This window comes from Pseudomonas sp. 58 R 3 (genome assembly GCF_900006605.1).
GTDB classification, from domain to species: Bacteria; Pseudomonadota; Gammaproteobacteria; order Pseudomonadales; family Pseudomonadaceae; genus Aquipseudomonas; species Aquipseudomonas salomonii.
Window position 1 is genome coordinate 17,904 of the sequence record NZ_CVTT01000087.1, and the last position, 24,256, is coordinate 42,159.

Sequence of the window (24,256 nt, forward strand, 5' to 3'; positions counted from 1 at the left end):
GCATGTCCAGAAACGGTCCTTTGGCTCTCGGTTTCCATGGTTTGGTGGTGCTGTTCATGATGGCGCCGCTGGTGGTGGTGTGCCTGGTGGCCTTCACGCCGGAAAACACGCTGAGCCTGCCCACCTCGGGCTTCTCGCTGCGCTGGTTTCGTGCAGTGTTCGAGCGTGCCGACTTTATCCAGGCGTTCTACAACAGCCTGATCCTGGCGTTTACCGCCGCCACCCTGGCGACCCTGATTGCAGTGCCCGCCGCCCTGGCGATCAGCCGCTATCAGTTCCCGGGGCGCAACTTTTTCAGCGCGTTGTTCCTGTCGCCCATCATCATTCCGCACCTGGTGCTGGGCGTGGCGATGCTGCGTCTGTTTGCGCTGATGGGCGTCAATGGCAGCTTCACCTGGCTGATGCTGGCGCACGTGGTGATCATCACACCGTATGTGCTGCGCCTGGTGTTGGCGGCGGCCATTGGTATTGATCGCAGTGCCGAGCAAGCCGCCGAATCCCTCGGTGCCGGGCGCTTCACGCTGTTCCGTCAAATCACCTTACCGATGATTTTGCCGGGTGTGGCCGGCGGCTGGTTGCTGGCGTTCATCAACAGTTTCGATGAAGTGACACTGTCTATTTTTGTCAGCTCGCCAGCCACGCAAACCCTGCCGGTGCGCATGTATGTGTACGCCACCGAGTCCATCGACCCGATGATGGCGGCGGTGTCGGCGCTGGTCATTGCACTCACCGCAGCCACCATGATCCTGCTCGACCGGGTGTATGGCCTGGACCGCGTACTGGTGGGGAAACATTGATGGCCTTGTTCAAACGTTTGGCCGAAACCCGCCGCCCTGCCCTGGCCTTTACCCTTGATGGTCAACCGGCCAGCGGCTTGCTGGGCGACACGTTGCTCACCGCCATATTGACCTGCGCCGAACACCTGCGCGGCAGCGATTTCAGCGCCGAACGCCGTGCCGGTTTCTGCCTGATGGGCGCGTGCCAGGACTGCTGGGTGCGGCTGGAAGATGGCCGCCGTGTGCGGGCTTGCTCAACGCTGTTGGAAGAGGGCCAGGCGATCAGCCGCGATCCGGGGCGTCAGGCATGAAACCGATCGTGATTGTCGGCGCAGGCCCGGCGGGCATCAGCGCGGCGCGCACCTTGCTCGACCATGGCATCAAGCCTTGCCTGGTGGATGAAAGCCTGCGCGGCGGCGGGCAGATCTATCGGCGTCAACCGGCCAATTTTCAGCGCTCGCCCAGGCAGCTGTATGGCTTTGAGGCGGGCAAGGCGACGGCCGTGCACCGCACACTGGATGAGTTGGCGCCGCTGATCGACTACCGGCCCGAAACCCTGGTGTGGAATGCCGAGGACGGTCGCCTGGACATGTTGAATAACGGCCACGCCGAAAGCGTGGAGTACGCCCGGATTATCGTCGCCACCGGCGCCACCGACCGCATTCTGCCGGTGCCGGGCTGGACCTTGCCCGGCGTCTACAGCCTTGGCGCTGCACAAATCGCGTTGAAATATCAGGGCTGTGCCATCGGTGAGCGCGTGGCGTTGTGTGGCAGTGGGCCGTTGCTGTATCTGGTCGCCTACCAATATGCCAAGGCCGGGGCCAAGGTGGTGGCGGTGCTCGACAGCGCGCCATTGAGTGCCCAGTGCCGTGCTTTGCCGGCGCTGCTGGGGCAACCGGCGACCCTGGCCAAAGGCATTTATTACCGTGCCTGGCTCACCGCCCATGGGGTTCCCGTGCACCAGGGTGCGACGCTCCAGCAGATCGACGGCGAGCAACGGGTGCGTGGCATTCGCTGGGGCAAGCGGGTGCTGGAATGCGATGCCGTGGCGTTCGCCCATGCGCTGCGCAGCGAGACCCAACTGGCGGATTTGCTCGGCTGTGAGTTTGCCTGGAACCCTTTGAACCGCGCCTGGCTGCCACAACGCGACAGTGCCGGGCGCAGCAGCGTCAGCGGCGTGTACCTGGCGGGCGACGGGGCCGGGATCATGGGCGCCGATGCCGCGCAAATGGCCGGTGAACGGGCGGCGTTAGCGGTCCTGGAAGATTCAGGCGTCGCCATCGATCCGCTTCGCCCAGCGCTGCTTGAGCAACAACTGGCGGGTATCCAGCGCTTTCGCCATGGCCTGGAAACCGCGTTCCCTTTCCCTGAGCAATGGGCCGCACAGGCGCCGGATGCGTTAATCCTGTGCCGCTGCGAAGAAGTCAGCGTCGGCGATGTACGCGCCGTCGTCGATGAGGGCCACTGGGAAATCAACCGGGTCAAAGCCCATTGCCGGGTCGGCATGGGCCGCTGCCAGGGCCGCATGTGTGGGCTGGCGGCAGCAGAGGTTGTGGCCGAGCGCAGCGGTCGCGCCATACACGAGGTTGGCCGTTTGCGTGGCCAGGCGCCGATCAAGCCGCTGCCGTTTGGTGTAGAGGTGCAGCCATGATCGACGTGATCGTGTTGGGCGGCGGTATCGTCGGCGCGTCGGCGGCCTTGATGCTCGCGCACCAAGGCCAGCGTGTGGCCCTGGTGGAGCGGGACTTTTGTGGCTCGCACTCCAGCGGCGTGAATTACGGCGGCGTGCGCCGCCAAGGCCGCCCCTTGCACCAACTGCCACTCTCACAACGGGCTCATGAACTGTGGGCCGACTTGCCGGGGTTGATCGGCATCGACGGCGAGTACGTGCGCTCCGGGCATTTGAAACTGGCGCGCAGCCATGGGGATTTCGCCGCGCTGCAAGCCTATGCCGAACAGACCCGTGGGTTTGGCCTGGGCTTGCAATTGCTGGACTACAACGAGCTGCGCGCACGCTTCCCGTGGGTGGGCGACATCGCGGTGGGCGCCTCGCTGTGCCCCGAAGACGGGCATGCCAACCCGCGTTTGGTGTCGCCTGCTTTCGCCCGTGCGGCGCAGCGTCTTGGCGCGGCGGTGCACGAGCAGGCCGAAGTGACTCAGATCGAACATGACGGCCAGTGCTTCCGGGTGCGCTGCGCCAATGGCCTGCACCTGCAAGCGCCGTGGTTGCTGAACTGCGCGGGGGCCTGGGCCGGGACGCTCGCCGCGCAATTTGGCGAGCCGGTGCCGATCACTTCGGCGCACCCGGCGATGCTGGTCACCGAGCCGCTGCCGGTGGTGATGAACGTGAGCACCGGCGTTGAAGGCGGCGGGATTTATGCGCGCCAAGTCGCCCGTGGCAATTGCATCCTCGGCGGCGGCCGTGGTTTTGCCCTTGGCCCGCTGACGGCGCGCCCTGGGCAAGCGGCGGTATTGGAGATTCTGCGCAATGCCGGTGAGCTGTACCCGTTTCTCAAGGGTGCCCAGGCGATTCGTACCTGGAGCGGCACCGAAGGTTACTTACCCGATCATGAACCGGTGATCGGCCCCAGCAGCACCCAACCTGGCCTGCTCCACGGTTTCGGCTTTGCCGGCGCCGGGTTCCAGCTCGGCCCCGCCGTCGGTGAAGCCCTGGCAGAGATCGTCTGCACAGGCGCCAGCCGCCAACCCATCGAAGCGTTTTCCATTCGTCGTTTCCAAGCCTGAGAGGAAAAACCCATGAACCCACGTATCGCACTGTCCTGCTTGCCCCTCGCCTTGCTCACCGCCACCGCCCATGCCGCGCCGACGCTGTACCTGGGCATGAACGGCGGCACTATGGAACGGGTGTACGCCGACAAGGTGCTGCCCGCGTTCGAGAAGGCTAATAACGTCAAGGTGGTGATCGTGCCCGGCACCTCGTCGGACATCCTCGCCAAGGTCCAGGCCAACAAAGACAACCCGCAGATGCACGTGATGTTCCTCGACGACGGCATTATGTACCGCGCCATTTCCATGGGCCTGTGCGACAAGCTCACCCCCAACCCGACCCTGGACCAGATCCCGGCCAAGGCGAAAATCAAGGAAGAAGCGGTCGCCGTGACCCTGGGCGTCACGGGCCTGGGCTACAACGCCAAGATGTTCAAGGAAAAAGGCTGGGCAGCGCCCACCTCGTGGATGGACCTCGCCGACCCGCGCTTCAAGGACAAGGTGGTATTCCAGTCCCTCGCTTCCTCCACCTTTGGCCTGCACGGCTTCTTGATGTTCAACCGCATCCAGGGCGGCTCCGAGACCAACGTGGAGCCGGGCTTCAAGGCCTGGCCAAAAACCATCGGCCCCAACGTGCTGGAATACATCGCCAGTTCCGCGAAAATCTCCGAGATGGTGCAGACCGACGAAGCCGCGATCTTCCCCCTCACACCCACCCAGGTCACCACCCAGCAATTGCTCGGCATCCCGATGGAATACGCCCAGCCCAAGGAAGGCGCAGTGGTGCTCAACGTGGCCGAGTGTGTCATTGCGCGGAATGACCAGCCGGAGCTGGCGCAGAAACTCGCGGCCTTCTTGCTGACGGCAGAGGCCCAGGCGCCGGCGCTGGAAGAAGGTGACCAGATCCCGTCGAACCCGACCACGCCGACCACCGACAAAACCCGCGCACGGGTGGAGGCCATGCAAGGCTATTTGCAGACAGCGATTTCGATTGATTGGGACCAGGTCAACCAGGCGCGGCCGGAGTGGAATGCGCGGTGGAGCCGCTCGATCGAGCGGTAGCGGGCAGGCGTGGCGTGCTCCCGCGCGACTGCGCGGGAGCTACGGGCAGCGAATGTTTGCCAGTTTCAGTCGCATGTCGTGATAGCGGTAAGTGTTTAGCAGAAGTATTCCCAGCAGTGGAAACGCAACCCCCAACAGGTAAGCCAGCGCGTGCGGCCGGTATTGAATGGTCGGGGTCACCACTATCAAGCAGAGGACAAAATAGCCCGTCTGCCATCCAGTGGAAGCAACGCGCCCGCGTGCCAGCATCCAATGGCCAAGGCCGGACAAAATCATCAAGCCCAACCACAGCGCAACGCTACATCCGGTTTGCATCGCCGGGCCAAGGCGGCGCAAATAGGTGGTGCTCGCCAGGAAACCAGCGGCGCCGCCTGAAAGCAGGCTTACAACGACCATAAGCAGAAATTCAGGCAGGCACCGGGCAAGACGGTTTGCAGTTGACTCCCTCACGCTACAGCGCTCCCCGGCCAGTCAAGGCCGCTCGTGCAAAAGCGTGAGGGTAATCAGTAACCCCCAATGAGTGATGTAGGACGCTTCTCGTTTTTTTGCGCGCAACGTTACCGGTCTAGCCGCACATCATCGGCTCCCACAGGCAAGCAGATATGGGGTGATAGCTATGCGCCTTAACGCGACGCCATCGCGGCGAGTTCTTCGCGGCTACGGCTGATCGCTGCACCGGCATTACGCAAGTCCGTTACCGCCGCCGCACCGCCCGCCTCGCTGATGCCTCGGCACGCCGGCAGGTGCAGCACCACTTCCAGGCCGGCCCTGAGCAATTGCATGGCCGTGGTCTTGACGCAAAAGTCCAGGGCCAGGCCCCCCACGATCACGCGGCGCACGCCCTGGGCCTTGAGGTACTCGATAACCCCGGTGGACAGCTTGTCGTGCAGGTCGTGGTAACAGGCGCCATAAGGATGCAGGTCGGGCTCGACGCCCTTCCAGATGAAGTAGTCGTAGTCATACGGCGTGGGCAATTCGTCGAGCAAGGTGAAGCCTTCAGTGCCCGGCACACAATGACTGAGCCAGGTGAGGTCGGCATGCTCAAGGCCGGTGGGTTTCAACATGTCGCCTGGCTGCGTGACCACCCACGGGGCGTGCGGGGTATGGGCGTCTTTGCTGCCGACACGATAACCGGCAAGACCGGCCATGAAGTTGAGTTCGGCACCGATCTGATCGCCGCCGGCCACCGGCAGTTCATTGGGGCACAACGGCGTGAAACTCTTTTGGGGGTCGACGTCGAATGAGGCAATGGCGGTTTTCAAAAGGGTCATGGCGGCACTCCTGTGAGGTGCAGGTAAAAGTAGACATGAGGTACGGCTACCTCCACAAACACTTTGTTTACTTTTTTGAACACGGCGTTGCCAACTGACCTCACATTCAAGCCTTATGGAGATCCAATGTGGGAGCGGGCTTGCTCGCGAATGCGGTGTGTCAGTTGCTGAATGCATTGACTGACACACCGCTTTCGCGAGCAAGCCCGCTCCCACATTTTGCTCAGTGCCTGGCTCAATTCATCCAGTTGCCGCCGTCGACGTTGTAGGTCTGGGCCACCACGTAATCGGCATCTTTAGAGGCCAGGAAGATCGCCATGCCGGTCAGATCCTCAGCCGTGCCCATGCGCCCGAACGGCACCTCGGCGCCAACCCGCTGCTTCTTCTCGCCAGGCGCCAGCCCTTCATGCCTGGCAAACAGCGCATCCACGCCATCCCAATGCTCGCCGTCGACCACGCCCGGCGCGATCGCGTTAACGTTGATGCCCTGCTTGATCAGGTTCAAACCCGCCGACTGCGTGAGGCTGATCACCGCCGCCTTGGTCGCGCAATACACCGCCACCAATGGCTCGCCCCGCCGCCCGGCCTGGCTGGCCATGTTGATGATCTTGCCACCGTGGCCCTGGCTGATCATCTGGCGGGCCGCTGCCTGCAAGGTAAATAACGTGCCGGCGACGTTGATCGAGAACAGCCGCTCAAAGCTGTCGCGGGTGATGTCGACGATGGGTGCCAAGTCGAACAGTGCAGCGTTGTTGATCAGGATATCGAGCTTGCCGGCATGGGCCACCACGGCCGTAATCGCGGCGTCGATAGAGGCTTGATCCGTGACATCCATCGCAACTGCGTAAGCCTGTGGCCCCAGTTCGGCGGCGGTGGCCTGGGCGCGTTGCAGGTTGATATCGGCAATGGCGACCGTTGCGCCTTCAGCGATATAGGCCTGGGCAAAGGCGCGGCCGATACCGCGCGCCGATCCGGTGATCAGCGCGCTTTTACCTTCGAGTCGGTTCATAAAGAAGTCCTGTTTACTTAGGGTAACCGGCACGTTTCATTTCGCGCTCGGTGGTGGACTGAGCCGCAAGCAGCGCCTGGTCGACCGTCATGCCGCCGGTAAGCGCCGCCGAGAACAGCTTGCCCACCGAGGTGCCGATGGCCTGGAATTCCGGGATGGTCACGTACTGGATGCCCACGTACGGCACCGGCTGGGCCGACGGGTGCGCAGGGTCGGCGTGCTTCATCATCTCCAGTGTCACCTGGGCAAACGGCGCGGCCTTCAGGTATGCCTCGCTGTAGGTGGACTGGCGAGTGCCCGGCGGTACGTTGGTGATGCCTTCTTTGTCGGCGACCAGTTGGATGTAGTCTTTGGAGGTAGCCCAGGCAATAAAGGCCTTGGCGGCGTCTTTGTGCTTGGACGTCGCCGGGATGGCCAGGGACCAGGCATACAGCCAGGAGGAGCCTTTGTCGGTGACTTCGGTCGGTGCAGCGGCAAACCCGACACTGTCGGCCACTTTGCTCTGGGTTTTGTCGGTGGTGAACGAGCCGGCGACGCTGGCATCCACCCAGATTGCGCACTTGCCGCTGTTGAACAGCGCCAGGGTTTCGTTGAAACCGTTACTGGAGACGCCCGGCGGGCCGTAGTTTTTCAGGGTGTTGACGTAATAGTTGGCGGCGGCTGTCCACTCGGGGCTGGTCAACTGCGGTTTCCACTGTGGGTCGAACCAGCGTGCGCCAAACGCGTTGGCCATGGTGCTCAGCAAGGCGATGTTCTCGCCCCAACCGGCTTTGCCACGCAGGCACATGCCATATTGATCTTTGTCTTTTACCGTGAGTTTGGCGGCGAACTCGCCGAGCTGAGTCCAGGTCGGGTGGGCGGGCATGCTCAGGCCGGCTTGCTTGAACAGGTCGGTGCGGTAGTAGGTGACAGTACTTTCACCATAAAACGGCAACGCATACAGGGTGTTGTTAACCGACAAGCCCTGGCGCACGGAGGGGAAAATATCCTCGGCGTCATAGTCGGAGGGCAGTTGGGTCAGCGGCTCCAGCCAGTGTTTGGCGCCCCACAATGGGGTTTCGTAGGTGCCGATGGTCAGCACGTCGAACTGCCCGCCCTGGGTGGCGATATCCGTAGTAAGGCGTTGGCGCAGCACGTTTTCTTCGAGCACCACCCAATTGAGCTTGATGTCCGGGTGCTGCTGCTCGAACACCTTGGACAGGCGTTGCATGCGGATCATGTCACTGTTGTTGACCGTGGCGATGGTCACGGTGTCGGCGGCGTAGCCGGGCATGGCCAGCGCCAGGCCAGTCAGCAGGAACAGCGCGTGTGGGAGCTTGAGCATGGCGGTATCCACCTGTTGTTTTTGTTGTTGAGCAGCGATTACAGCAGCTTGGTCAAGGCCTCACAAACGAATGACGAATGCACGGCTGGTACTTTTTTAACCCATGCATGAAAGTCAAAAAAGTATCAGTGCCAGGCGAAACCGGGGGTAGCGCACTGATTGCCGGTGCGCGTATTTTGGCGTTATCCAACGCCTAAGAGGCATCACCATGCCCGTCAGCCGCGCCCAATTGTTCGAACACCGCCCCGCCGAACTCGAAGTGATCCTGCCCGAGCCGGACCACTGCTTTCGCTGGTTCGAACATGACTACCCCTATGATCTGGCGCGCTGGAACCACCATCCGGAATTTGAGATTCACCTGATCCGCCAAGGCAGCGGCAAGTTGGTGGCGGGCGACTATATCGGTGCGTTCAGCGCCGGGCATGTGGCGCTGATCGGACCGGACCTGCCCCACGACTGGATCGGCGACCTCGCCCCCGGCGAATATTTGAACGGCCGCGATGTGGTACTGCAATTCGATGGCGCCGCCCTGCTCGCCCTGCGCAAAACCCTGCCGGAACTCGGCGACTTGCAGCCGTTGTTCGAACAGGCCCGACGCGGCCTGGAATTTACCGGCGAGACCGCCGCGCAGGCAGCCGGGTTGATGCAAGCCATCGGCAACGCCCGTGGCCTGCAGCGGTTGATCCTGTTTCTGCAACTGCTCGACACGCTTAACAATGCACCGCAAGCCCAGGTAAAGGCGCTGGCCAGCCCCTGCTATGCGCCCACCCTGGATGCGCGCAGCGCCGAACGCATCAACAAAGCCTTCGATTACCTGATGCGCGAGCTGACCGGCGACTTGCGCCTGTCGGTCATCGCCCAGCAACTGCAGATGAGCGAGCCAGGCTTCTCACGCTTCTTCAAGCGCAACACCGGTCACGGTTTTATCGACCTGATGCGCAAGTTCCGCGTGCAACGCGCCTGCCGCTTGTTGCTGCAAAGCGACATGTCGGTGGCAGACATTTGCTTTGAAGTGGGCTACGCCAACCTGTCCAACTTCAATCGGCACTTTCGCATCGAAATGCACCAGACGCCGAGCGAGTATCGGCGCGAAACCGCGATGCATTTATTCAACCGCAGCGAGAAATTGACACCCAGCCAATTTTGACCAAAAGGTCGATTAATCCCTGTTTTTTCCATACCGCTCAACCCTTTGAGCAAAGTTGGTACGCCACGTGCAAACGTTTGCGGAACGAACTTGGCCACCAGGTTCATCACGACCCGCAGAAACGGGTTCCAACCGCGTAAGAATAGGGATTTTCAATGCACCTCACCTCAAGGCGTCCCGCTTGTTTTGGTGTTTCCTTGCTACTGGCCGCCGTTACGGGAGTACTCAGCGCGCCCATTTTGGCGCAGCAAAAACCCGCGGATGACTCAGCACAGGGCGAAACCCTCAGCCCTGAAACCAAAAGCCCGGAAGCCAGCCCGACAAAAAAAGGCGTGTATATGTCGGACTGGTTCAACCAGGACCTGACCCTGATCGGCAGCAAAGACATCAGCTTCGGCCCCAAGCCGCAGGATGATGTGTACCTGGAATACGAATACTTCGGCCGCAAAGGCCCGTTCGAGCTGTATGGCTACATCGACGTGCCGAAAATCCTCGGCATCGGTAACAGTAATGACAAAGGCGCGTGGGACCATGGCTCGCCGGTATTTATGGAGCATGAGCCGCGTATCTCCATCGACTACCTGGCCGGCCGCAGTTTGGCCATCGGCCCGTTCAAGGAATGGTATGTCGCCTTTGACTGGATCTACGACCACGGCAGCAACAAGTCCAACCGTGCCAACACGCTGTACAGCGGCCTGGGCACCGACATCGACACCCATTCGCGGGTCAACCTGTCGGCCAACTTCTATGGGCGCTACCAGTGGGAAAACTACGGCGCGAGCAATGAGTATTCGTGGGACGGCTACCGTGCACAAATGAAGTACATCGTGCCCATCAGCAGTTTCGATAACGGCGCATCGCTGACCTATATCGGCTTTACCAACTACGATTTCGGCTCGGATTTGCACAAGGACAACCCCGCGCGCACCGCCAACTCATTAGTGGCGACCAACGTGTTGCTGTACTCGTTTACCCACTTGCGCTTCACCCTGGTCGGCCGTTACTTCCACAACGGCGGCAACTGGGAGGATGGCAGCGAGCTGAATTTTGGCGAGGGTAACTTCCGCGCCCGCTCGGATGGCTGGGGCTACTACGCCGGTGTCGGTTACCAATTCTGATCAAGGAGCTTTAGATGAACATGCTTACCCGTCTCTCGATGGCCATCGGCCTGGCCTTTTTGCCCCAGGTGGTGCTGGCGGATGCTCCGGCGCCGATCAAACCCAAAGTGATGCTGATCACCATGTTCGCCCCCGAGGCGCAAACCTGGATCGACCGCCTGGAACTCAAGCAGGAAGTGCGCGTGCCAGGCCTGTCGGCCGAATACCCGGTGATCCGCTGCAACACGCAGGACGTGTGCCTGTTGGTAACCGGCATGGGCCAGACCAACGCCGCCGCGTCCACACTGGCCCTGGCGTTGTCGCCCAAGTTTGACCTGCGCCAAAGCTACTTCCTGATTGCCGGGATCGCCGGCATCAGCCCTAAACACGGGACCATCGGCACCGCAGCCTGGGCGCATTACCTGGTGGAGTTCGGCACCCAATGGGAGCTGGATTCGCGCGATGCACCTAAAGACTGGCCAACCGGTTACATCGGCATCAACACCAAAGGCCCCAACGAAAAACCTCCGTTGGACTACAAGACCGAAGTATTCGAGCTGAACCCCAAGTTGCAGGCCAAGGCGTTTGCCCTGTCGCAAAAGGTTGAGCTGAGCGAAAGCAAGGAATCCAGCGCCTGGCGCAAACACTACCCGGCCGCCCCGGCCAACCAGCCGCCGCAAGTCACCCGTTGCGACACGCTGGCGGGCAATACCTGGTTCTCCGGCACACGCCTGAGCGAACGCGCCGAGGTCTGGACCAAGTTGCTCACCGACAACAAAGGCGAGTACTGCACCACCCAGCAGGAAGACAACTCCACCTACGAAGCCTTGCTGCGCGCCAGCCGTGAAGGGTTGGTGGACATTCAGCGCTTGGCGGTGGTGCGGGCCGGGTCCGATTTCGACCGTCCGTATCCGGGTTACAGCGAGGTGGACAACTTGCTGAAGTATGCGGACCAGGGCGGGTTTGTACCGGCGCTGGAGAACCTGTACCGCACGGGTAATCCGCTGGTACAGGCGATTCTGAAGAACTGGTCGGCCTGGGAAAAAGGCGTCCCTGAAGCCTAGTGCAGATAGATCATTCCCACGCTCCGCGTGGGAATGCCGCCCCGGACGCTCCGCGTCCCGCCTTAGAGGATGCAAGGTGACGCGGAGCGTCAAAGGATGCATTCCCACGCAGAGCGTGGGAACGATCTTAGCTCCTACATTCAGGCTACGGGGTGGGCTACATTCAGCGCCTTGTCGACCAGCAGCTGCACCCCTTCCAGCATTCGGCAGATACCCAGCGCGACATTGCGTTGCGAACCCTCGATTTCAAATGCCAGGTGGTTGGCAATGTCGCTGATCGACGCCAGATCCTGGGAAGCATTGACCAGCAAGGTTTCCGTACCCAAGTCTGCGCGCACGGTGAAGATGCCTTCGCTGGGTTCAGGAATGGGTTTGCCGGGGTTGAGACAGTGGTTGATCGCGCGGTAGGCGACTTCGTGCAGGGTGCTGGTGTCGTAGTCTTGGTGGACTGGGGGGTTGGGGGTGTCTTTGATCATGGTGGAACTCCGTCGACAAGTGAAGCTGCCAACGCTCGCGGTCAAGCAAGGATAAGGTGGCAGCTGTACGCGGGTTGACCGACCGGTTGTCAACGAACCCGGCATACCCAAAGGTATCCCGCGCACAACTGCCGCGACACAATACCTCAGGCATAAAAAAAACGCCTGAAGTTGGTACAGGGCGTAGCGATTCGTTAACAAGTCGGACGGTCAAATCCGGCCGCTGAATTGGCAGCGACGGCAGTGAGGTTAGTCAGCCGACTTCCGAGCGACAACCTGAAACCTTTGTGGGAAACGTCCGATCGAAAACAGCCCTCAAACCTAGTGAAGATCAAAATGTGGGAGCTGGCTTGCCTGCGATGGCGGTGGGTCAGTCGATAGTTCTCTGACTGACAGACCGCCATCGCAGGCAAGCCAGCTCCCACACTTTTAAGTCACGGGGTGGGCTACATTCAGCGCCTTGTCGACCAGCAGTTGCAAACCTTCCAGCATCCGACAGATACCCAGCGCGACCTTGTGTTGAGATCATTCCCACGCTCCGCGTGGGAATGCCGCCCCGGACGCTCCGCGTCCCGCCTTAGAGGATGCAAGGTGACGCGGAGCGTCAAAGGATGCATTCCCACGCAGAGCGTGGGAACGATCTTAGCTCCTACATTCAGGCTACGGGGTGGGCTACATTCAGCGCCTTGTCGACCAGCAGCTGCACCCCTTCCAGCATTCGGCAGATACCCAGCGCGACATTGCGTTGCGAACCCTCGATTTCAAATGCCAGGTGGTTGGCAATGTCGCTGATCGACGCCAGATCCTGGGAAGCATTGACCAGCAAGGTTTCCGTACCCAAGTCTGCGCGCACGGTGAAGATGCCTTCGCTGGGTTCAGGAATGGGTTTGCCGGGGTTGAGACAGTGGTTGATCGCGCGGTAGGCGACTTCGTGCAGGGTGCTGGTGTCGTAGTCTTGGTGGACTGGGGGGTTGGGGGTGTCTTTGATCATGGTGGAATCCTTCGGGAGTGGAGCCGCCACGTTTCGCGGTCAAGCGAAATAGGGTGGCAGCTATACGCGGGTTGACCGACCGGTCCCAAAGTAGCCCGGCATACCCGAAGGTATCCCGCGTACAGCTGCCGCGACACGATACAGCAGACGTAAAAAAAACGCCTGATTCGATGCGGCACATACATTTGGGGGCGGACGGTCAAATCCGGCCGCTGAATTGGCAGCGACGGCAGTGAGGTTAGTCAGCCGACTTCCGAGCGACAACCTGAAACCTTTGTGGGAAACGTCCGATCAACCGAGAAGCCTGAAACCTTGTGGAGATCCAAATGTGGGAGCGGGCTTGCTCGCGAAAGCAGTGGATCAGCCAATACATCTGGCGACTGACACACCGCATTCGCGAGCAAGCCCGCTCCCACAGTTTTTAACCGAGTTAAGGCAGGAAGATGATCTTGTCCGCACTGCCCTTGTTCACTTCCTCGTAGCATTGCACCCCATCCGCCAACGCAACCTCACGCAAGCCTGTCGGCAACGGCAGCGAACCCTCATCAAAAAACCGCCCAAACTGCTCCAGCATCACCGCGCACTGCTCGCAGTTGTAGAGCAATGAATTGATGCCCACCACCGAACCGCCCTTGCGGTACAGCGCCAGGGCCGGCAATTGCACATGCCCATCGGCCGGCGCGGCGATGATCGCGATGCGGCCGAACGGGGCCAACCCTGCGACAGCCGCCGGCAGCCAGAAACCGGTGGTGTCGAAGATCACATCGGCGCCGCCCTTGAACACCGCATTCACCTGCCCGCCCAAGGCGTCCGGCTGGTCCAGGGCAATCGCGTCGAAGCCCTGCCTCTGCAACGCCTCGACCTGATCCGCCTTGCGCACCGCCGCCAACACCTGCGCACCGCGAATTTTCGCCAGCGCCAACGCCGCACTGCCTACCGCACCATTGGCGCCAATCACCAGCAGCCGCGTGCCTTTGCCGACACCGCTACGCGCCAGCGCATCCCAGGCGGTGGTGTATGGCACGCCGAGGCTGGCGGCCTGGGCAAAGCTCAAGTGCGTCGGTTTATGGGCCACGCCCTTCGCCGACACCGTGAGGTATTGCGCATGTGAACCGTCGGCAAAAAAGCCCAAGTCACGGCCAGTGCCCCACACTTCTTGGCCAACCCATTCCTGCGGGCCTTGCACCACCACACCGGCAAAGTCCCGGCCGGGAATACGCGGCAACGTTGTGTAGGGAAACCGCCCAAGTACGTTTTTAACGTCGCTGGGGTTCAAACCCGCTGCTTTAACCTGGACCAACACTTCACCGGCAGCCGGCAGCGGTTTGGCGACGTCGACAACACTCAGGGCGGCAAGGTCGCCGGTGGCGGAAAATTGCAGTGCTTTCATAACCAACATCCCTTCAACTAAAAGAAAAATCAGGACAACCAACCGCTGACCAGCTCACGCCCCATGGGCCAGAGCTTTTCACCGAGCAACATGCCCATCAGCCCCACGAGGGCAATGGCAGGCGGCGCGGGCGAGCGAAAGTCCAGGGCGCCGTAGATCACGCCGACAAACAGGCCGATGGCGAGGGAAATGAGGTAGTTCATAGGGTTTACGCCGGTTGGGTTGATGCGCCCAGTTTAGTGAGCCCAATCCCGAAGCATCGGCCAAGTGCTTCAGGATTTCGGCCAAAGCCTCAACCGACGTATTGCGACGGCGCCACACCGAGTTCACGGCGGAACATGTCGCTGAAGCTGCTGGGCGAATAACCCAACGAGCGGGCAATGCCACTCACCGACTGGCCCTGGATCAGCTCCGCCACCGCCGTGGCGAGCTGCACCTGACGGCGCCACTCGGCAAAGCCCATGCCGAGGTGGTTCTGGAACAACCGCGCCAGGGTGCGCACGCTGGCACCGGCCGCTTCGGCGTGTTGCTCAAAAGGAATTTGCAGCGAAGGCGCCGCCATCACCGCCTGGCAGGCATTAATCAACCGACGATCGGCCTCCAGCGGCATGGCAATGCGGATCTGCGAGCGGCTCGCGCGTTGCAGCTCCAACAACGCCAGGCCGACCACGGCGTCGTAATAGGTTGTATCACCGTTATCGCCCTGATCAACCAGGGCGACGATGAGCTCACGCAGCAGCCCACCGACTTCAATCACTTGCACCTGGCTGTCCAGCGTCGTCGCCAACGCCGGGCGCAGGTAGATATTGCGCATCTGCAGGTCCGAGACCACACGAATGCCGTGTTCCACACCTGGTGGCAGCCACACGGCGCGTTGCGGCGGCACCACTAACGCTTCGCGCGGTGTTTCAACCCACATCACTCCGCTCATGGCGTAGAGCAACTGGCCCCAGTCGTGGCTATGGGGCTCCACATACAACCCACGCGGGTAGGTGCGCGCCAGCGGTTGCACGGGGACGGCATGATCAGTGAGGTCGGGAGGCGCGGCCAGGGCCATGAAGAGCACATCAATCAAGGGTGAGCGGCCATGGTAATGACCGCCACCCGATAAGCCGAGGGGATTTTTAGCCTTTTGCGGACTTGGCGCACTCGCAACCGGTCGGCGAGGCACACGGCTCGCCATGCGCATGGTGCTCAGCGCAGCCTTGGCAGCAATAACCCTTGCCGTCTTTCATCACCGCATTAGTGCCCAGTACGCAGTTGCAGTGTGGGCAGGCACAGTTTTCATCAGCCATGTTCAGACTCCTTTTGCATGGTCGTCCAAGTGCTGCGGGCGCAACACCTTAAGCAGTGACTCCAGGCACGGTTTGAAGGTTCACCGCCGTTAATCGGCCAGGCGGCTGTTGCTGCGGTACATGAACACCAGCGCCAGCGCCAACAGCAGCATCGCCAGGATACGGCTGCCCGACAGCTCGATGGGCGGGTTGCCCAACCAGCCAAAGTTGTCGATCAGCATGCCCATGCCCAACTGCCCAACGATCACCGCCACCGTGGCCACCGCCGTACCCACCACGGGCACCGCGCCGACCATGACCATCATGTACACCACGCCGAACAGGGCGCCGGTCAACTGCCATTTCGGCACGTCCAGCAAGCTCACGGCCTGTGCGGGTTCGAAGAAGAAAATCAACAGTGCCGTGGTGATTGCGCCCACCGCAAAGGTCAGCAAACTGCTGCGCAATACGCCTACCGTCTGGCCCAGGCGGCCGTTGATCGCGGCTTGCACACTCAGCACCGCACCGGCGGCAATTACCAGTACCAATAACAGAATCAGATTCATCGCTTTAACCTCGTGCAATCAGAACAAGTGCCGCCACGATCAACGCCAGGGCAATCCAGCGTTCGCCATTGACCCGTTTACGCGCGGTGCCGAACCAGCCGAAATGGTCGATCAGCACGCTCTTGCCGACCTGGCCCGACAAAATCGCGATCATGGTCATGGCGATGCCGATATGCGGCGTGGCCAGGGTCAGCACCACCACATACATCGGCCCCAAAAAGCCGCCGATCAACTGCCAGCGCGGCAGGTCGGTGAGTGCCGGGCCTTTTTGCGGGCCGCTGAACAGCAGCAGCAAAAACAGGATTGCCGTGCCTACGCCAAAGATGCTCAAGGTCGCCCACAAATGCCCGACTTGCGCACCCAATGGCCCGAGCAAGCCGGCCTCAACCGACAGGCCCATGCCCGCCAGAATCACCAGTGGCAGCAAGAGCAAGCGCAAAAGATTTTTTTTCGGCCTGGCCTGCGCCACGCCCTCAATGGAACTTGCCTGCATACATCACCTGCGTATCAAAAAAGGAAACATGGCGCGCATTATCCGGTGGCCGTCTTGTGCGATAAATGGGAGCATGCACACAACACCTTTGCGCGTTGCGCACAGCACGGGGCCACGATGCAGGGTTTAAATGAACTGAGTTTCAAGGCATTGCGCCTGTTTGTAGCCGTGCTGGATCACGGCAGCTTTTCTGAAGTGGCACGCCGTGAAGGGCTGGCGCCCTCCTCCATCTCACGGCAAATCCAATTGATGGAACAGGCGCTCGGCCAGCAGTTGCTCTACCGCCACACGCGTGCGGTCAGCCCCACCGAAGCCGGGCGCCTGCTCGGGCGCCACGCACGCTTGATGCTGGAACAGTTGGAAGCCGCCGGCCAGGCCTTGCAGGAGCAGGAAAGCGAACCCAGCGGGCTGGTGCGTATCAACGCGCCGATGGTGTTTGGCCAGCGTCACCTGTCACCGTGGCTGGGCGAGTTGTGCCGCCGCTACCCCAAGTTGCAGTTGGATATCCAGCAAACCGACACCTACGTCGACCCGTTGCAAGACGGCACAGACCTGCTGTTTCGCATCGGCGTGCTCAACGACTCCAGCATGCAGGCCCGCATCTTCGCGCCCCAGCGTTTTCGCCTCGCCGCCAGCCCCGCGTACCTGGCCCGATATGGCACGCCGCGTCATCCCGATGAGCTGGCCAACCATCAATGCCTGGCCTACAAAGGCATCACCGGCCAGCAACGCTGGTTCTTCCGTCGCGGCCAGGGCGACTGGACGCCGTACAGCGTCAAAGGCCCCATCACCGGCAACCACGCCGACACCCTCACCCACGCGGCGGAGCAAGGCCTGGGGCTGGTGGTGTTTCCCTCCTGGCTGATCGGCGAAGGCTTGCGCGCCGGCACTTTGCAGGCGGTACTTACGGAGTACGACGTGGCCACCACGCTGGAGCCACAGCAGATTGCCGCGCTATGGCCGGGCAGCCGGCGGCTGTCGCTGAAGGTACGCACGGTGATTGATTATTTTGTGGAGTGTTTTGGGGCGGTGCCGTATTGGGATCGGTGAGGCCCGTCCCTCTCACTGGAAAAGCCTTGGAAGGTAAAAATTCCTGGTAGGAAAAGTAGGCTCGTTCTGAATTTTCGGGCCACTATTTCCAGCCACCGTATGCCAGGCCAGACTCAGGCTCCTTCCCCACAGGAGAGACGCCATGAATGCACAGCGACACGTCATAACGGATCCATTAGACCCAACGAAAGCTCACGTCTCCAAGCGGGCTCATCAGGCCAGTACCGGCCAAATAACCATTATCACCAAGAACGGATGTGCGCTTGCCCAGCCCGGGACGGCTGGGCAACACCGGGGGCAAAGAATTGGCGTAATGAAAGGAAAACTGACTGTCCCGGAGGACTTTGATGCGCCATTGCCTGACGAGGTGCTCGATACGTTTCAGAAGGCTTTGATCTAAAACTCCGATCAAAACAACCACTGCCCAATCAACCACGCATTCGCCCCACTGATCAGCGCAAACAGAAACCACGCCAGTAGCCGCGTGGGCAGGCGGTTAACGAAGGGCCCCATCAGTTGCTTGTCGTCAGTCATGCGGATCAGCGGGTACAACGCGAAAGGCAGTTGCAGGCTGAGCACCACCTGGCTAAGAATCAGCAGTTTGCCGATGGCGTCGTCGCCCATCAGCCACACCCCCAGGAACGCCGGGATCAGCGCCAGCCCGCGCGTGATCAGGCGCCGCTGCCAGCACGGGATGCGCAGGTTGAGGTAACCCTCCATGATCACTTGCCCGGCAATGGTGCCGGTAAAGGTCGAACTCTGCCCCGAGGCCAACAAGGCGATGCCGAACAGGATGCTGGCGAAGGCGCCACCCACCAAGGGGTCAAGCAGGTGATAGGCGTCCTGGATTTCGACCACCTCGGTGTGGCCGGTCTTGTAGAACGCGGCGGCGGCCAGCACCAGGATCGCGGCGTTGACCAGCAACGCCAGCGCCAGGGACCCGATGGTGTCGATACGCGCCAGCTTGACCGCGTCCTGTTTGCTGGCGAGGTCTTTGCCAATCAGGCGGGTCTGCACAATGGAGGTGTGCAGGTAGAGGTTATGCGGCATCACCGTGGCGCCGAGAATGCCGATGGCCAGGTACAACGGCGCGGCGTCGCTGATGGCCGCCAGTGACGGAGTAAAACCACTGAGTACGTCCGGCCAGTAAGGTTTGATCAGCACCAGTTCGATAAAGAAACACACGCCAATGGTTGCCACCAGCGCCAGCATGATCGCTTCCAGGCGGCGGAAACCGCGGTTTTGCAGGGCCAGGATCAATAGTGTGTCGAAGGCGGTAATGACGATGCCGGTGGTCAGCGACACCCCTAGAAGCAAGTGAAAGGCCAGAGCGCAGCCCAGTACTTCAGCAAGGTCGGTAGCGATAATGGAGATTTCCGCCAACACCCATTGCGTGCGCGCGGAGCGTTTGCTGTAGCGCTCACGGCACAGTTGCGCGAGGTCTTTGCCGGTGGCGATGCCCAGGCGCGAACACAGGCACTGCACCGCCATCCCGGCCAGGCTGGCCAGCAGCACCACGAATAACAGGCTGTAGCCGTAACGTGAACCGGCCTCGATGGCCGTGGCCCAATTGCCGGGGTCCATGTAGCCGATGGAGATCAACAGGCCAGGCCCGGCAAACATCAGCGCCCGTTTAAAAAACGAAGCCTTGGGGTCGACGATAACGGAGCCGGCCACTTCCGGCGGGCAGAATGGGGCAGTGGCGATTTTCGGCAGGCTGAATTTCACACGGTATCCCAGGCAAACACACAAGTCAGAGCCGCAGCTTATCAGTCCGACGCGACCGTGCGCATCACCGTTTCCCGGGGCAAGTCGAACGCTTCGACGACTTGCACCACCAGGTCCATCTCCTGGTTCAGTGCCTCGCGCTCCATGCGCTGGCGAATCACGCCAATCACCAACACCGCCAAGGTGGTGATCGAATAGGCCGGGCCGGAAAACGCACGCACGCCTGTTACCAGCAACATCGCCGCCGCCAGTGCCTGGCCCACCACCGGAATCGCCGTGGCCGCGCCGCGCCGCAGCATAAACCCGGTAAGCCCCGCCAACGCCGTGCCGCTCAGGGCGGTGGTGGCCGAACGGCCGATATCGATGCGATTGAACAGGCCCTGCTCTTTTTGCGCGGCCGCCTTCAGCTCGGCATCAAAGGCCTGGCGGTCGGCGCGACTGAGCTTGTCCTTGTACTGCTCAATGAGTTTTTCCGCGACCTGTGCCTCGATGTCCGCCAGCACCACGGTTTCAAGCGGCCCATCGAACTTGATGCCCAGCCGCTGTGCGACATCTTCGGCGATCTGGCGATAACTCACGCCATGGCCACGGGCGAGGTTCATGAAGCTGTCACCGCCCATGCGTTGCAGTTCGATGGCCAGTTTCAGCGGTTCACGCACGTCGGCGTCGATCGAGGCACTGCGTTTTTGTGCCATCAACTCAGCCAGAAACTTAAGCTCCTCCGGGCGTGCCTGCACCAAGGCCGGAAACAGTTCTACGTCCTCCTCGGCAAAACGCACTTCGCTGCTACGCAGGTCGGCACGAATCAGGCCACGCCGTTCCTGCAGCAGGTCGGTGTACTGCACCACCGTTTTCAGCTGCGGCCAGTAGGCGGCGTGGTCGAAGGTGGCCAGGTGCACGTTGGTGACCTTGGCCTTGAGCGCGGGGGTGACGTCGATCGCATACCGGCCGATACAGCGCTCGGTGTCCGGCTTGATCGCAAGCGCCCAGTCCTTGCCGGAGTAGCAGTTGATCACGCGACCCTTGAGCGGTGCCGTCACTTGATCCCAGGGGCTGGACGTACTGATGGCGCCACCCATCAGCAACACATTATTGAGCGGCAATTGGCGGGCGACCTCGGGGCTGGCCAGCAGGCTCTTGACCAGGATACGCGCGCCGAGGGAGTGCCCGATCAGGTTGATGCGCCGCACGGGCAACGCTTCGCCGTGCAGGTAATGGGCAAGCTCAGGCAATAACGTCTTGGCCACTTCATCAACACGCGCCTCGACACTTTTGTAATGGTCGAGAAAGTAGGCAATCGCACGGCCCACACCCACGGTTGCCGCGCCCAGGCCGCCACCGCCCAGCAGCGCGGTGATCACATCCTTGACCGGAGCAAACAGGTTTTCCAGAAAATGCCCCGCCGGCCAGAACAGCATCAGGTTGGTCGAGCCTTCGATGCTTGCCAGTTGTTGCGTGAAGTTGCCCAGTTGCTGGCGGTTGAAGAAGGCCGAGTAACCGTGAACATAGAGATTGAGCACATCCCCTTGAGGCTCGCCGCACAACAGGAACGTGGGCTTGCGGGTGCGGTGCATTTCATCCCACTGGTGCTGCATGGGCCGGTGACTCCTGGTGACGGTGGGCGGCGATAGTAACAAAGCAGGGCCGCCTGCAAGGTGAATCCTGACCAGCGTGTGAGTTTTTCAGAACAACGACACGGCCCTGGACTTGGCCAGGTAGCGCCCCGGGGAATCGCCCAGGTGCCGGCGAAACACCGCGGTGAAGGCGCTGGGGCTGCTGAAGCCCAATGCGAACGCGACCTCGGTGATCGAGGCGCCATGGCTGAGCTGCGCAGTCGCCTCCAGCAGGCAGACTTGCTGGCGCCAGGCCACGAAGGTCATGCCGGTGCTGTCCTGGAAATGCCGGGTAAAGGTCCGCCGACTCATGCTCGACCAATCCGCCATTTGATCCAGAGACACGGTTTGCGCAGGCGCGTCCAGAAAGCGCTGGCAAGCCCGTGCCAGGCGCGGTTCGGAGGGCAACGGCGCACTGAGGGGCAAGGCCGGCAGCGTACCGATTTCGTCGATCAACAGCGTCAATACGCAGTGCCGCCGCACCTCGGACGTTGCCGATGCCCCGCACGTCAACGCCGCTTCCAAAAGATGCCTGAGCAACGGCGATACCTCGAACACCTGGCAGTGCCCCTGCAACCCTGCGCGCTCGGCCGCTTGCGCATCGAGGTAGGTATTGAGCATCACCACATCGCCGCGCATGTGCATCTCATGGGCAATGCCACCGGGCACCCAGACGGCCCGCTGCGGCGGCACCACCCAATTGCCCAGGTCGGTGAACATTCTTAACGCGCCAGTGGAAGCATAGGCAAACTGGCCGCGCGGGTGCGTATGCCGGGCAAACACGCTGCCGGACGGGTATTCACGCAAGGTCACAAGCGCTTCGGGGTCGTTGTCGTCAAAGGTCGGAATCATGGCCCGATCTTGTCAAAGTATGACCTGACATAGCAAGCGGGCCATCAGCCCGCGATCTAGCATCCACCCCTTTGAAGCAACCGGTTCGAAGGAACGTCCATGCACAAGAAACACCTGGCACTCGCCCTGTTGGTCACGCTGGCCTGGGGGCTGAATTTTCCCATCACCAAACTGGGCCTGCGGGCCATCGACCCGTTTGTACTCACCGGCCTGCGCTTTGCCCTCGCCGCCTTGCCGTGGGTGTTCTTCATCAAGCGCCCGGCCGTGCCATTCGGTTATGTGGCGGCCTATGGCGTGATCTTCGGCTTGGGCATGTGGGGTGTGATCAACTATGGCATCCAGCTTGGGGTGAGCCCGGGGATTGCCTCCTTGCTCATCCAGCTCAGCGTGTTTTTCACCCTGGGTTGGGGCTGTGTGTTGTTCAAGGAGAACATTCGCAGCGCGCAGTGGGCCGGGGCTTTTCTGGCCTTGATTGGATTAGCCGGGATCATCGCCAACCAGCAAGGCGAACACGCCGTGCTCGGCGTGCTGATGATTGTGTTCAGCGCACTGGCGTGGAGCATCGGCAACGTCATCATCAAGACGTCCGGGGTTAAGGAAATCTTTTCTTTCATGGTGTGGGCCAGCCTGTTCCCGCCAATCCCGCTGTTGCTGATGGCCTGGTGGGTGCACGGCAATGCGGCGTTCGTAAACCTCCCCACCCAGCTCGACCGCACGGCCTTGGGGTCGCTGCTGTTTCAGGTTTACCTGGCCACGCACTTCGCCTACTGGGGCTGGAATTCATTGCTCAAGGCATACCCGGTGTCCACGGTCGCGCCGCTGTCGCTGCTGATTCCGGTGTTCGGCCTTGCCAGTTCGATGTTGATACTGGGCGAGCGCGTTAGCACCGCGAATCTGGTCTTTATCGCAGTGATTATCAGCGGCCTGGCAGTCGGGCTTTATCGCAAACCAATTGTGCATACCGGTAGATAGTCATGGCAAAAACTCGGGGTTTTGTTCGTGTATTCGCTCTATTAGCCTCCGTCGGGTCCTGTACTCAACCGAGGAAATACCATGAGCACGCCCGAATTTTTTGTCACCCCAGGCTATGGCGATACCCTGCACGAACACCTGCACTACGCCCAAGCAGTGAAAATCGGTAACCGCGTAGAAACGTCAGGCCAGGGCGGCTGGGACGATGAGTTGCACATCCCCGCCGACCTCAGCGAAGAAATCGCCCAGGCCTTTCACAACCTGGAACGCACCCTGGCCACTGCCGGCGCGGGTTGGGAGCATGTGATTCACGTCAACTCCTACCATGTGGGCGGGTTTGCACCTGAGGTCAACGAAGCGATGGTGCGGCACTACCGGCGCTACATGCCCAACCATGCACCGATCTGGACCCAAGTCGGCGTCGAGTCCCTGGGATTGCCAACCATGCGTGTGGAGATACGCGTGACCGCGATTATTCCGTGACCCCAAACGTGCGGATCACCCACTCGGTAAACACCTTGAGCCGCGCACTCTGATGGCGGTTGGGTGGGTAGAGAATATGCAAGGGCGTGGCCGGGCGTGACCAGCCCGGCAGCACCTCAACCAACTGGCCGGTGTCGAGGTAGTACTGCACGATCGACTTGAAGTGCTGCCCCACACCAAGGCCCGCGACTAGCATTTCCTTGAGGCCGTTGCCTTCGTTAGTCGAAAAGGCGCAGTCGTTGACCTCGATACGTTGCTGGCCCTGCTCAAAAATCAGCGGCTCCGGCTTGCCCGACCCGGCAAAAAAATAGCCGGCCTTGAGGTGGTTGTTTGCGAGGTCTTCGGGCGAGTCCGGCAAGCCCCGGCGCGCCACGTAACTGGGTGCCGCACAGGTCAGGTATTCAAGGTCGGCTACCTTGCGCCCGATCATCCCCATGTCTTCCAGCTTGCCAGCACGAATCACGCAATCGGCGCCCTCCCCGACGATATTCACCGCACGGTCGCTGATGCCCAAGGCGATGGTGATATCGGGGTACTCGCGATGAAAGTCCACCAGCGCCGGAATCAGCAGGCAGTTGGCAAACGAGGCCGGTGCATCCACGCGCAGGTGCCCGCCGGGCCTTAGGATCTGCCCGCGTGCGGCGCTGTCCACTTCATCCAGCTCAGCCACCAGCCGTCGCGCATGGCGGTAATACTCCAGCCCTTCAAGCGTGGGCGCCAGGGCGCGGGTGGTTCGGTGCATCAGTTGGGTGCCCAGGTGTCTTTCCAGGTCAGTGATGAGTTTGCTGACGGTGGAGCGTGGCAGCGCCAACTGGTCGGATGCGCGGCTGAATGAACCGGTATCGACAACACGGACAAAGGCGCGCATGGCCAGGAGCTGATTCATCGGGG

28 protein-coding genes are annotated in these 24,256 nt (G+C 61.3%); 12 read left to right on the plus strand and 16 right to left on the minus strand.

What is annotated here, in order from left to right; all coding sequences use genetic code 11:
- The first annotated feature begins 2 nt into the window (after positions 1-2).
- Genes BFP92_RS28880 through BFP92_RS28900 form a run of 5 tightly spaced genes read left to right on the plus strand, consistent with a single transcriptional unit; the run spans position 3 to position 4,565 of the window.
- Positions 3-797: an ABC transporter permease gene (locus BFP92_RS28880; protein ID WP_065932095.1), complete on the plus strand. Its 795-nt coding sequence runs from the start codon at positions 3-5 to the stop codon at positions 795-797.
- Positions 797-1,087 carry a (2Fe-2S)-binding protein gene (locus tag BFP92_RS28885; RefSeq protein WP_065932096.1) on the plus strand — a complete coding sequence of 97 codons (291 nt, stop codon included), beginning with the start codon at positions 797-799 and terminating at the stop codon, positions 1,085-1,087. The genes BFP92_RS28880 and BFP92_RS28885 overlap by 1 nt, the downstream gene beginning before the upstream one ends.
- Positions 1,084-2,427 carry an FAD/NAD(P)-dependent oxidoreductase gene (locus BFP92_RS28890; RefSeq protein ID WP_065932097.1) on the plus strand — a complete coding sequence of 448 codons (1,344 nt, stop codon included), beginning with the start codon at positions 1,084-1,086 and terminating at the stop codon, positions 2,425-2,427. The genes BFP92_RS28885 and BFP92_RS28890 overlap by 4 nt, the downstream gene beginning before the upstream one ends.
- The gene (locus BFP92_RS28895) at positions 2,424-3,521 is read left to right on the plus strand and encodes an NAD(P)/FAD-dependent oxidoreductase (protein WP_065932098.1); all 1,098 of its coding nucleotides are present in this window, start codon (positions 2,424-2,426) and stop codon (positions 3,519-3,521) included. The genes BFP92_RS28890 and BFP92_RS28895 overlap by 4 nt, the downstream gene beginning before the upstream one ends.
- Before the next feature lie 12 nt (positions 3,522-3,533).
- Positions 3,534-4,565 carry an ABC transporter substrate-binding protein gene (locus BFP92_RS28900; RefSeq protein ID WP_058420064.1) on the plus strand — a complete coding sequence of 344 codons (1,032 nt, stop codon included), beginning with the start codon at positions 3,534-3,536 and terminating at the stop codon, positions 4,563-4,565.
- 39 nt (positions 4,566-4,604) lie between these two features.
- On the opposite strand, the gene BFP92_RS28905 is transcribed toward BFP92_RS28900, so the two are convergent.
- The 4 genes from BFP92_RS28905 to BFP92_RS28920 all read right to left on the minus strand — a co-directional run bounded on the left by BFP92_RS28905 (position 4,605) and on the right by BFP92_RS28920 (position 8,169).
- Positions 4,605-4,961 carry a hypothetical protein gene (locus BFP92_RS28905; RefSeq protein ID WP_065932099.1) on the minus strand — a complete coding sequence of 119 codons (357 nt, stop codon included), beginning with the start codon at positions 4,959-4,961 and terminating at the stop codon, positions 4,605-4,607.
- A gap of 227 nt (positions 4,962-5,188) precedes the next feature.
- Complete coding sequence (locus BFP92_RS28910) at positions 5,189-5,836, minus strand: nicotinamidase (RefSeq protein WP_065932100.1); 648 nt, start codon at positions 5,834-5,836, stop codon at positions 5,189-5,191.
- Positions 5,837-6,071: 235 nt separating this feature from the next.
- Positions 6,072-6,845, minus strand: a complete 774-nt coding sequence (locus tag BFP92_RS28915) for an L-iditol 2-dehydrogenase (protein ID WP_065932101.1) — start codon at positions 6,843-6,845, stop codon at positions 6,072-6,074.
- Positions 6,846-6,858: 13 nt separating this feature from the next.
- Positions 6,859-8,169 carry an ABC transporter substrate-binding protein gene (locus BFP92_RS28920; protein ID WP_065932102.1) on the minus strand — a complete coding sequence of 437 codons (1,311 nt, stop codon included), beginning with the start codon at positions 8,167-8,169 and terminating at the stop codon, positions 6,859-6,861.
- A gap of 208 nt (positions 8,170-8,377) precedes the next feature.
- Between BFP92_RS28920 and BFP92_RS28925 the strand changes: the two genes are divergently transcribed.
- The 3 genes from BFP92_RS28925 (at position 8,378) to BFP92_RS28935 (ending at position 11,477) form a co-directional block, all read left to right on the plus strand.
- Complete coding sequence (locus BFP92_RS28925; RefSeq protein ID WP_065932103.1) at positions 8,378-9,316, plus strand: AraC family transcriptional regulator; 939 nt, start codon at positions 8,378-8,380, stop codon at positions 9,314-9,316.
- Positions 9,317-9,471: 155 nt separating this feature from the next.
- Positions 9,472-10,434 carry a nucleoside-specific channel-forming protein Tsx gene (locus BFP92_RS28930; RefSeq protein WP_056859385.1) on the plus strand — a complete coding sequence of 321 codons (963 nt, stop codon included), beginning with the start codon at positions 9,472-9,474 and terminating at the stop codon, positions 10,432-10,434.
- Positions 10,435-10,448: 14 nt separating this feature from the next.
- Entirely contained in the window at positions 10,449-11,477 is a 1,029-nt protein-coding gene (locus BFP92_RS28935) for a purine-nucleoside phosphorylase (RefSeq protein ID WP_056859386.1), read from the plus strand.
- 140 nt (positions 11,478-11,617) lie between these two features.
- On the opposite strand, the gene BFP92_RS28940 is transcribed toward BFP92_RS28935, so the two are convergent.
- The 8 genes from BFP92_RS28940 to BFP92_RS28970 form a co-directional block, all read right to left on the minus strand.
- A complete protein-coding gene (locus BFP92_RS28940; RefSeq protein WP_065932104.1) occupies positions 11,618-11,953 on the minus strand; it encodes a DUF6124 family protein in 336 nt (111 codons plus the stop codon).
- A 655-nt stretch (positions 11,954-12,608) separates the two neighbouring features.
- Positions 12,609-12,944 (minus strand): DUF6124 family protein, encoded by a 336-nt coding sequence (locus tag BFP92_RS28945; protein ID WP_065932104.1) that lies wholly within the window; start codon positions 12,942-12,944, stop codon positions 12,609-12,611.
- 430 nt (positions 12,945-13,374) lie between these two features.
- Positions 13,375-14,334: a quinone oxidoreductase family protein gene (locus tag BFP92_RS28950; RefSeq protein ID WP_065932105.1), complete on the minus strand. Its 960-nt coding sequence runs from the start codon at positions 14,332-14,334 to the stop codon at positions 13,375-13,377.
- 29 nt (positions 14,335-14,363) lie between these two features.
- Positions 14,364-14,537 carry a DUF1427 family protein gene (locus BFP92_RS30885; protein WP_074854484.1) on the minus strand — a complete coding sequence of 58 codons (174 nt, stop codon included), beginning with the start codon at positions 14,535-14,537 and terminating at the stop codon, positions 14,364-14,366.
- An 89-nt stretch (positions 14,538-14,626) separates the two neighbouring features.
- Positions 14,627-15,391 carry an AraC family transcriptional regulator gene (locus BFP92_RS28955; RefSeq protein ID WP_065932106.1) on the minus strand — a complete coding sequence of 255 codons (765 nt, stop codon included), beginning with the start codon at positions 15,389-15,391 and terminating at the stop codon, positions 14,627-14,629.
- A 67-nt stretch (positions 15,392-15,458) separates the two neighbouring features.
- Positions 15,459-15,629 carry a metallothionein gene (locus BFP92_RS28960; protein ID WP_065932107.1) on the minus strand — a complete coding sequence of 57 codons (171 nt, stop codon included), beginning with the start codon at positions 15,627-15,629 and terminating at the stop codon, positions 15,459-15,461.
- An 89-nt stretch (positions 15,630-15,718) separates the two neighbouring features.
- Positions 15,719-16,174 carry a DMT family transporter gene (locus BFP92_RS28965; protein ID WP_065932108.1) on the minus strand — a complete coding sequence of 152 codons (456 nt, stop codon included), beginning with the start codon at positions 16,172-16,174 and terminating at the stop codon, positions 15,719-15,721.
- A gap of 4 nt (positions 16,175-16,178) precedes the next feature.
- On the minus strand, positions 16,179-16,667 hold the full coding sequence (locus BFP92_RS28970) for a DMT family transporter (protein ID WP_065932109.1): 489 nt from the start codon (positions 16,665-16,667) through the stop codon (positions 16,179-16,181).
- Positions 16,668-16,784: 117 nt separating this feature from the next.
- Here BFP92_RS28970 and BFP92_RS28975 point away from each other — a divergent pair, with 117 nt between their 5' ends.
- Positions 16,785-17,717: a LysR family transcriptional regulator gene (locus BFP92_RS28975; protein ID WP_056859392.1), complete on the plus strand. Its 933-nt coding sequence runs from the start codon at positions 16,785-16,787 to the stop codon at positions 17,715-17,717.
- A gap of 142 nt (positions 17,718-17,859) precedes the next feature.
- Positions 17,860-18,117, plus strand: coding sequence for a hypothetical protein (locus BFP92_RS28980; RefSeq protein WP_065932110.1), 258 nt, complete (start codon positions 17,860-17,862; stop codon positions 18,115-18,117).
- An 8-nt stretch (positions 18,118-18,125) separates the two neighbouring features.
- On the opposite strand, the gene BFP92_RS28985 is transcribed toward BFP92_RS28980, so the two are convergent.
- The 3 genes from BFP92_RS28985 to BFP92_RS28995 form a co-directional block, all read right to left on the minus strand.
- Positions 18,126-19,445, minus strand: a complete 1,320-nt coding sequence (locus BFP92_RS28985) for an Nramp family divalent metal transporter (protein ID WP_017139624.1) — start codon at positions 19,443-19,445, stop codon at positions 18,126-18,128.
- Between the two features lie 41 nt (positions 19,446-19,486).
- The gene (locus BFP92_RS28990; protein WP_065932111.1) at positions 19,487-21,040 is read right to left on the minus strand and encodes a DUF726 domain-containing protein; all 1,554 of its coding nucleotides are present in this window, start codon (positions 21,038-21,040) and stop codon (positions 19,487-19,489) included.
- A gap of 87 nt (positions 21,041-21,127) precedes the next feature.
- A complete protein-coding gene (locus tag BFP92_RS28995; RefSeq protein WP_065932112.1) occupies positions 21,128-21,910 on the minus strand; it encodes an AraC family transcriptional regulator in 783 nt (260 codons plus the stop codon).
- A 99-nt stretch (positions 21,911-22,009) separates the two neighbouring features.
- Here BFP92_RS28995 and BFP92_RS29000 point away from each other — a divergent pair, with 99 nt between their 5' ends.
- Positions 22,010-22,882 carry an EamA family transporter gene (locus BFP92_RS29000; protein ID WP_065932113.1) on the plus strand — a complete coding sequence of 291 codons (873 nt, stop codon included), beginning with the start codon at positions 22,010-22,012 and terminating at the stop codon, positions 22,880-22,882.
- 81 nt (positions 22,883-22,963) lie between these two features.
- Positions 22,964-23,365 (plus strand): RidA family protein, encoded by a 402-nt coding sequence (locus BFP92_RS29005; RefSeq protein WP_065932114.1) that lies wholly within the window; start codon positions 22,964-22,966, stop codon positions 23,363-23,365.
- Here BFP92_RS29005 and BFP92_RS29010 read toward each other — a convergent pair.
- Positions 23,355-24,251: a LysR family transcriptional regulator gene (locus BFP92_RS29010; protein ID WP_065932115.1), complete on the minus strand. Its 897-nt coding sequence runs from the start codon at positions 24,249-24,251 to the stop codon at positions 23,355-23,357. The two genes, BFP92_RS29005 and BFP92_RS29010, sit on opposite strands and share 11 nt — an antisense overlap.
- Positions 24,252-24,256: the final 5 nt, after the last annotated feature.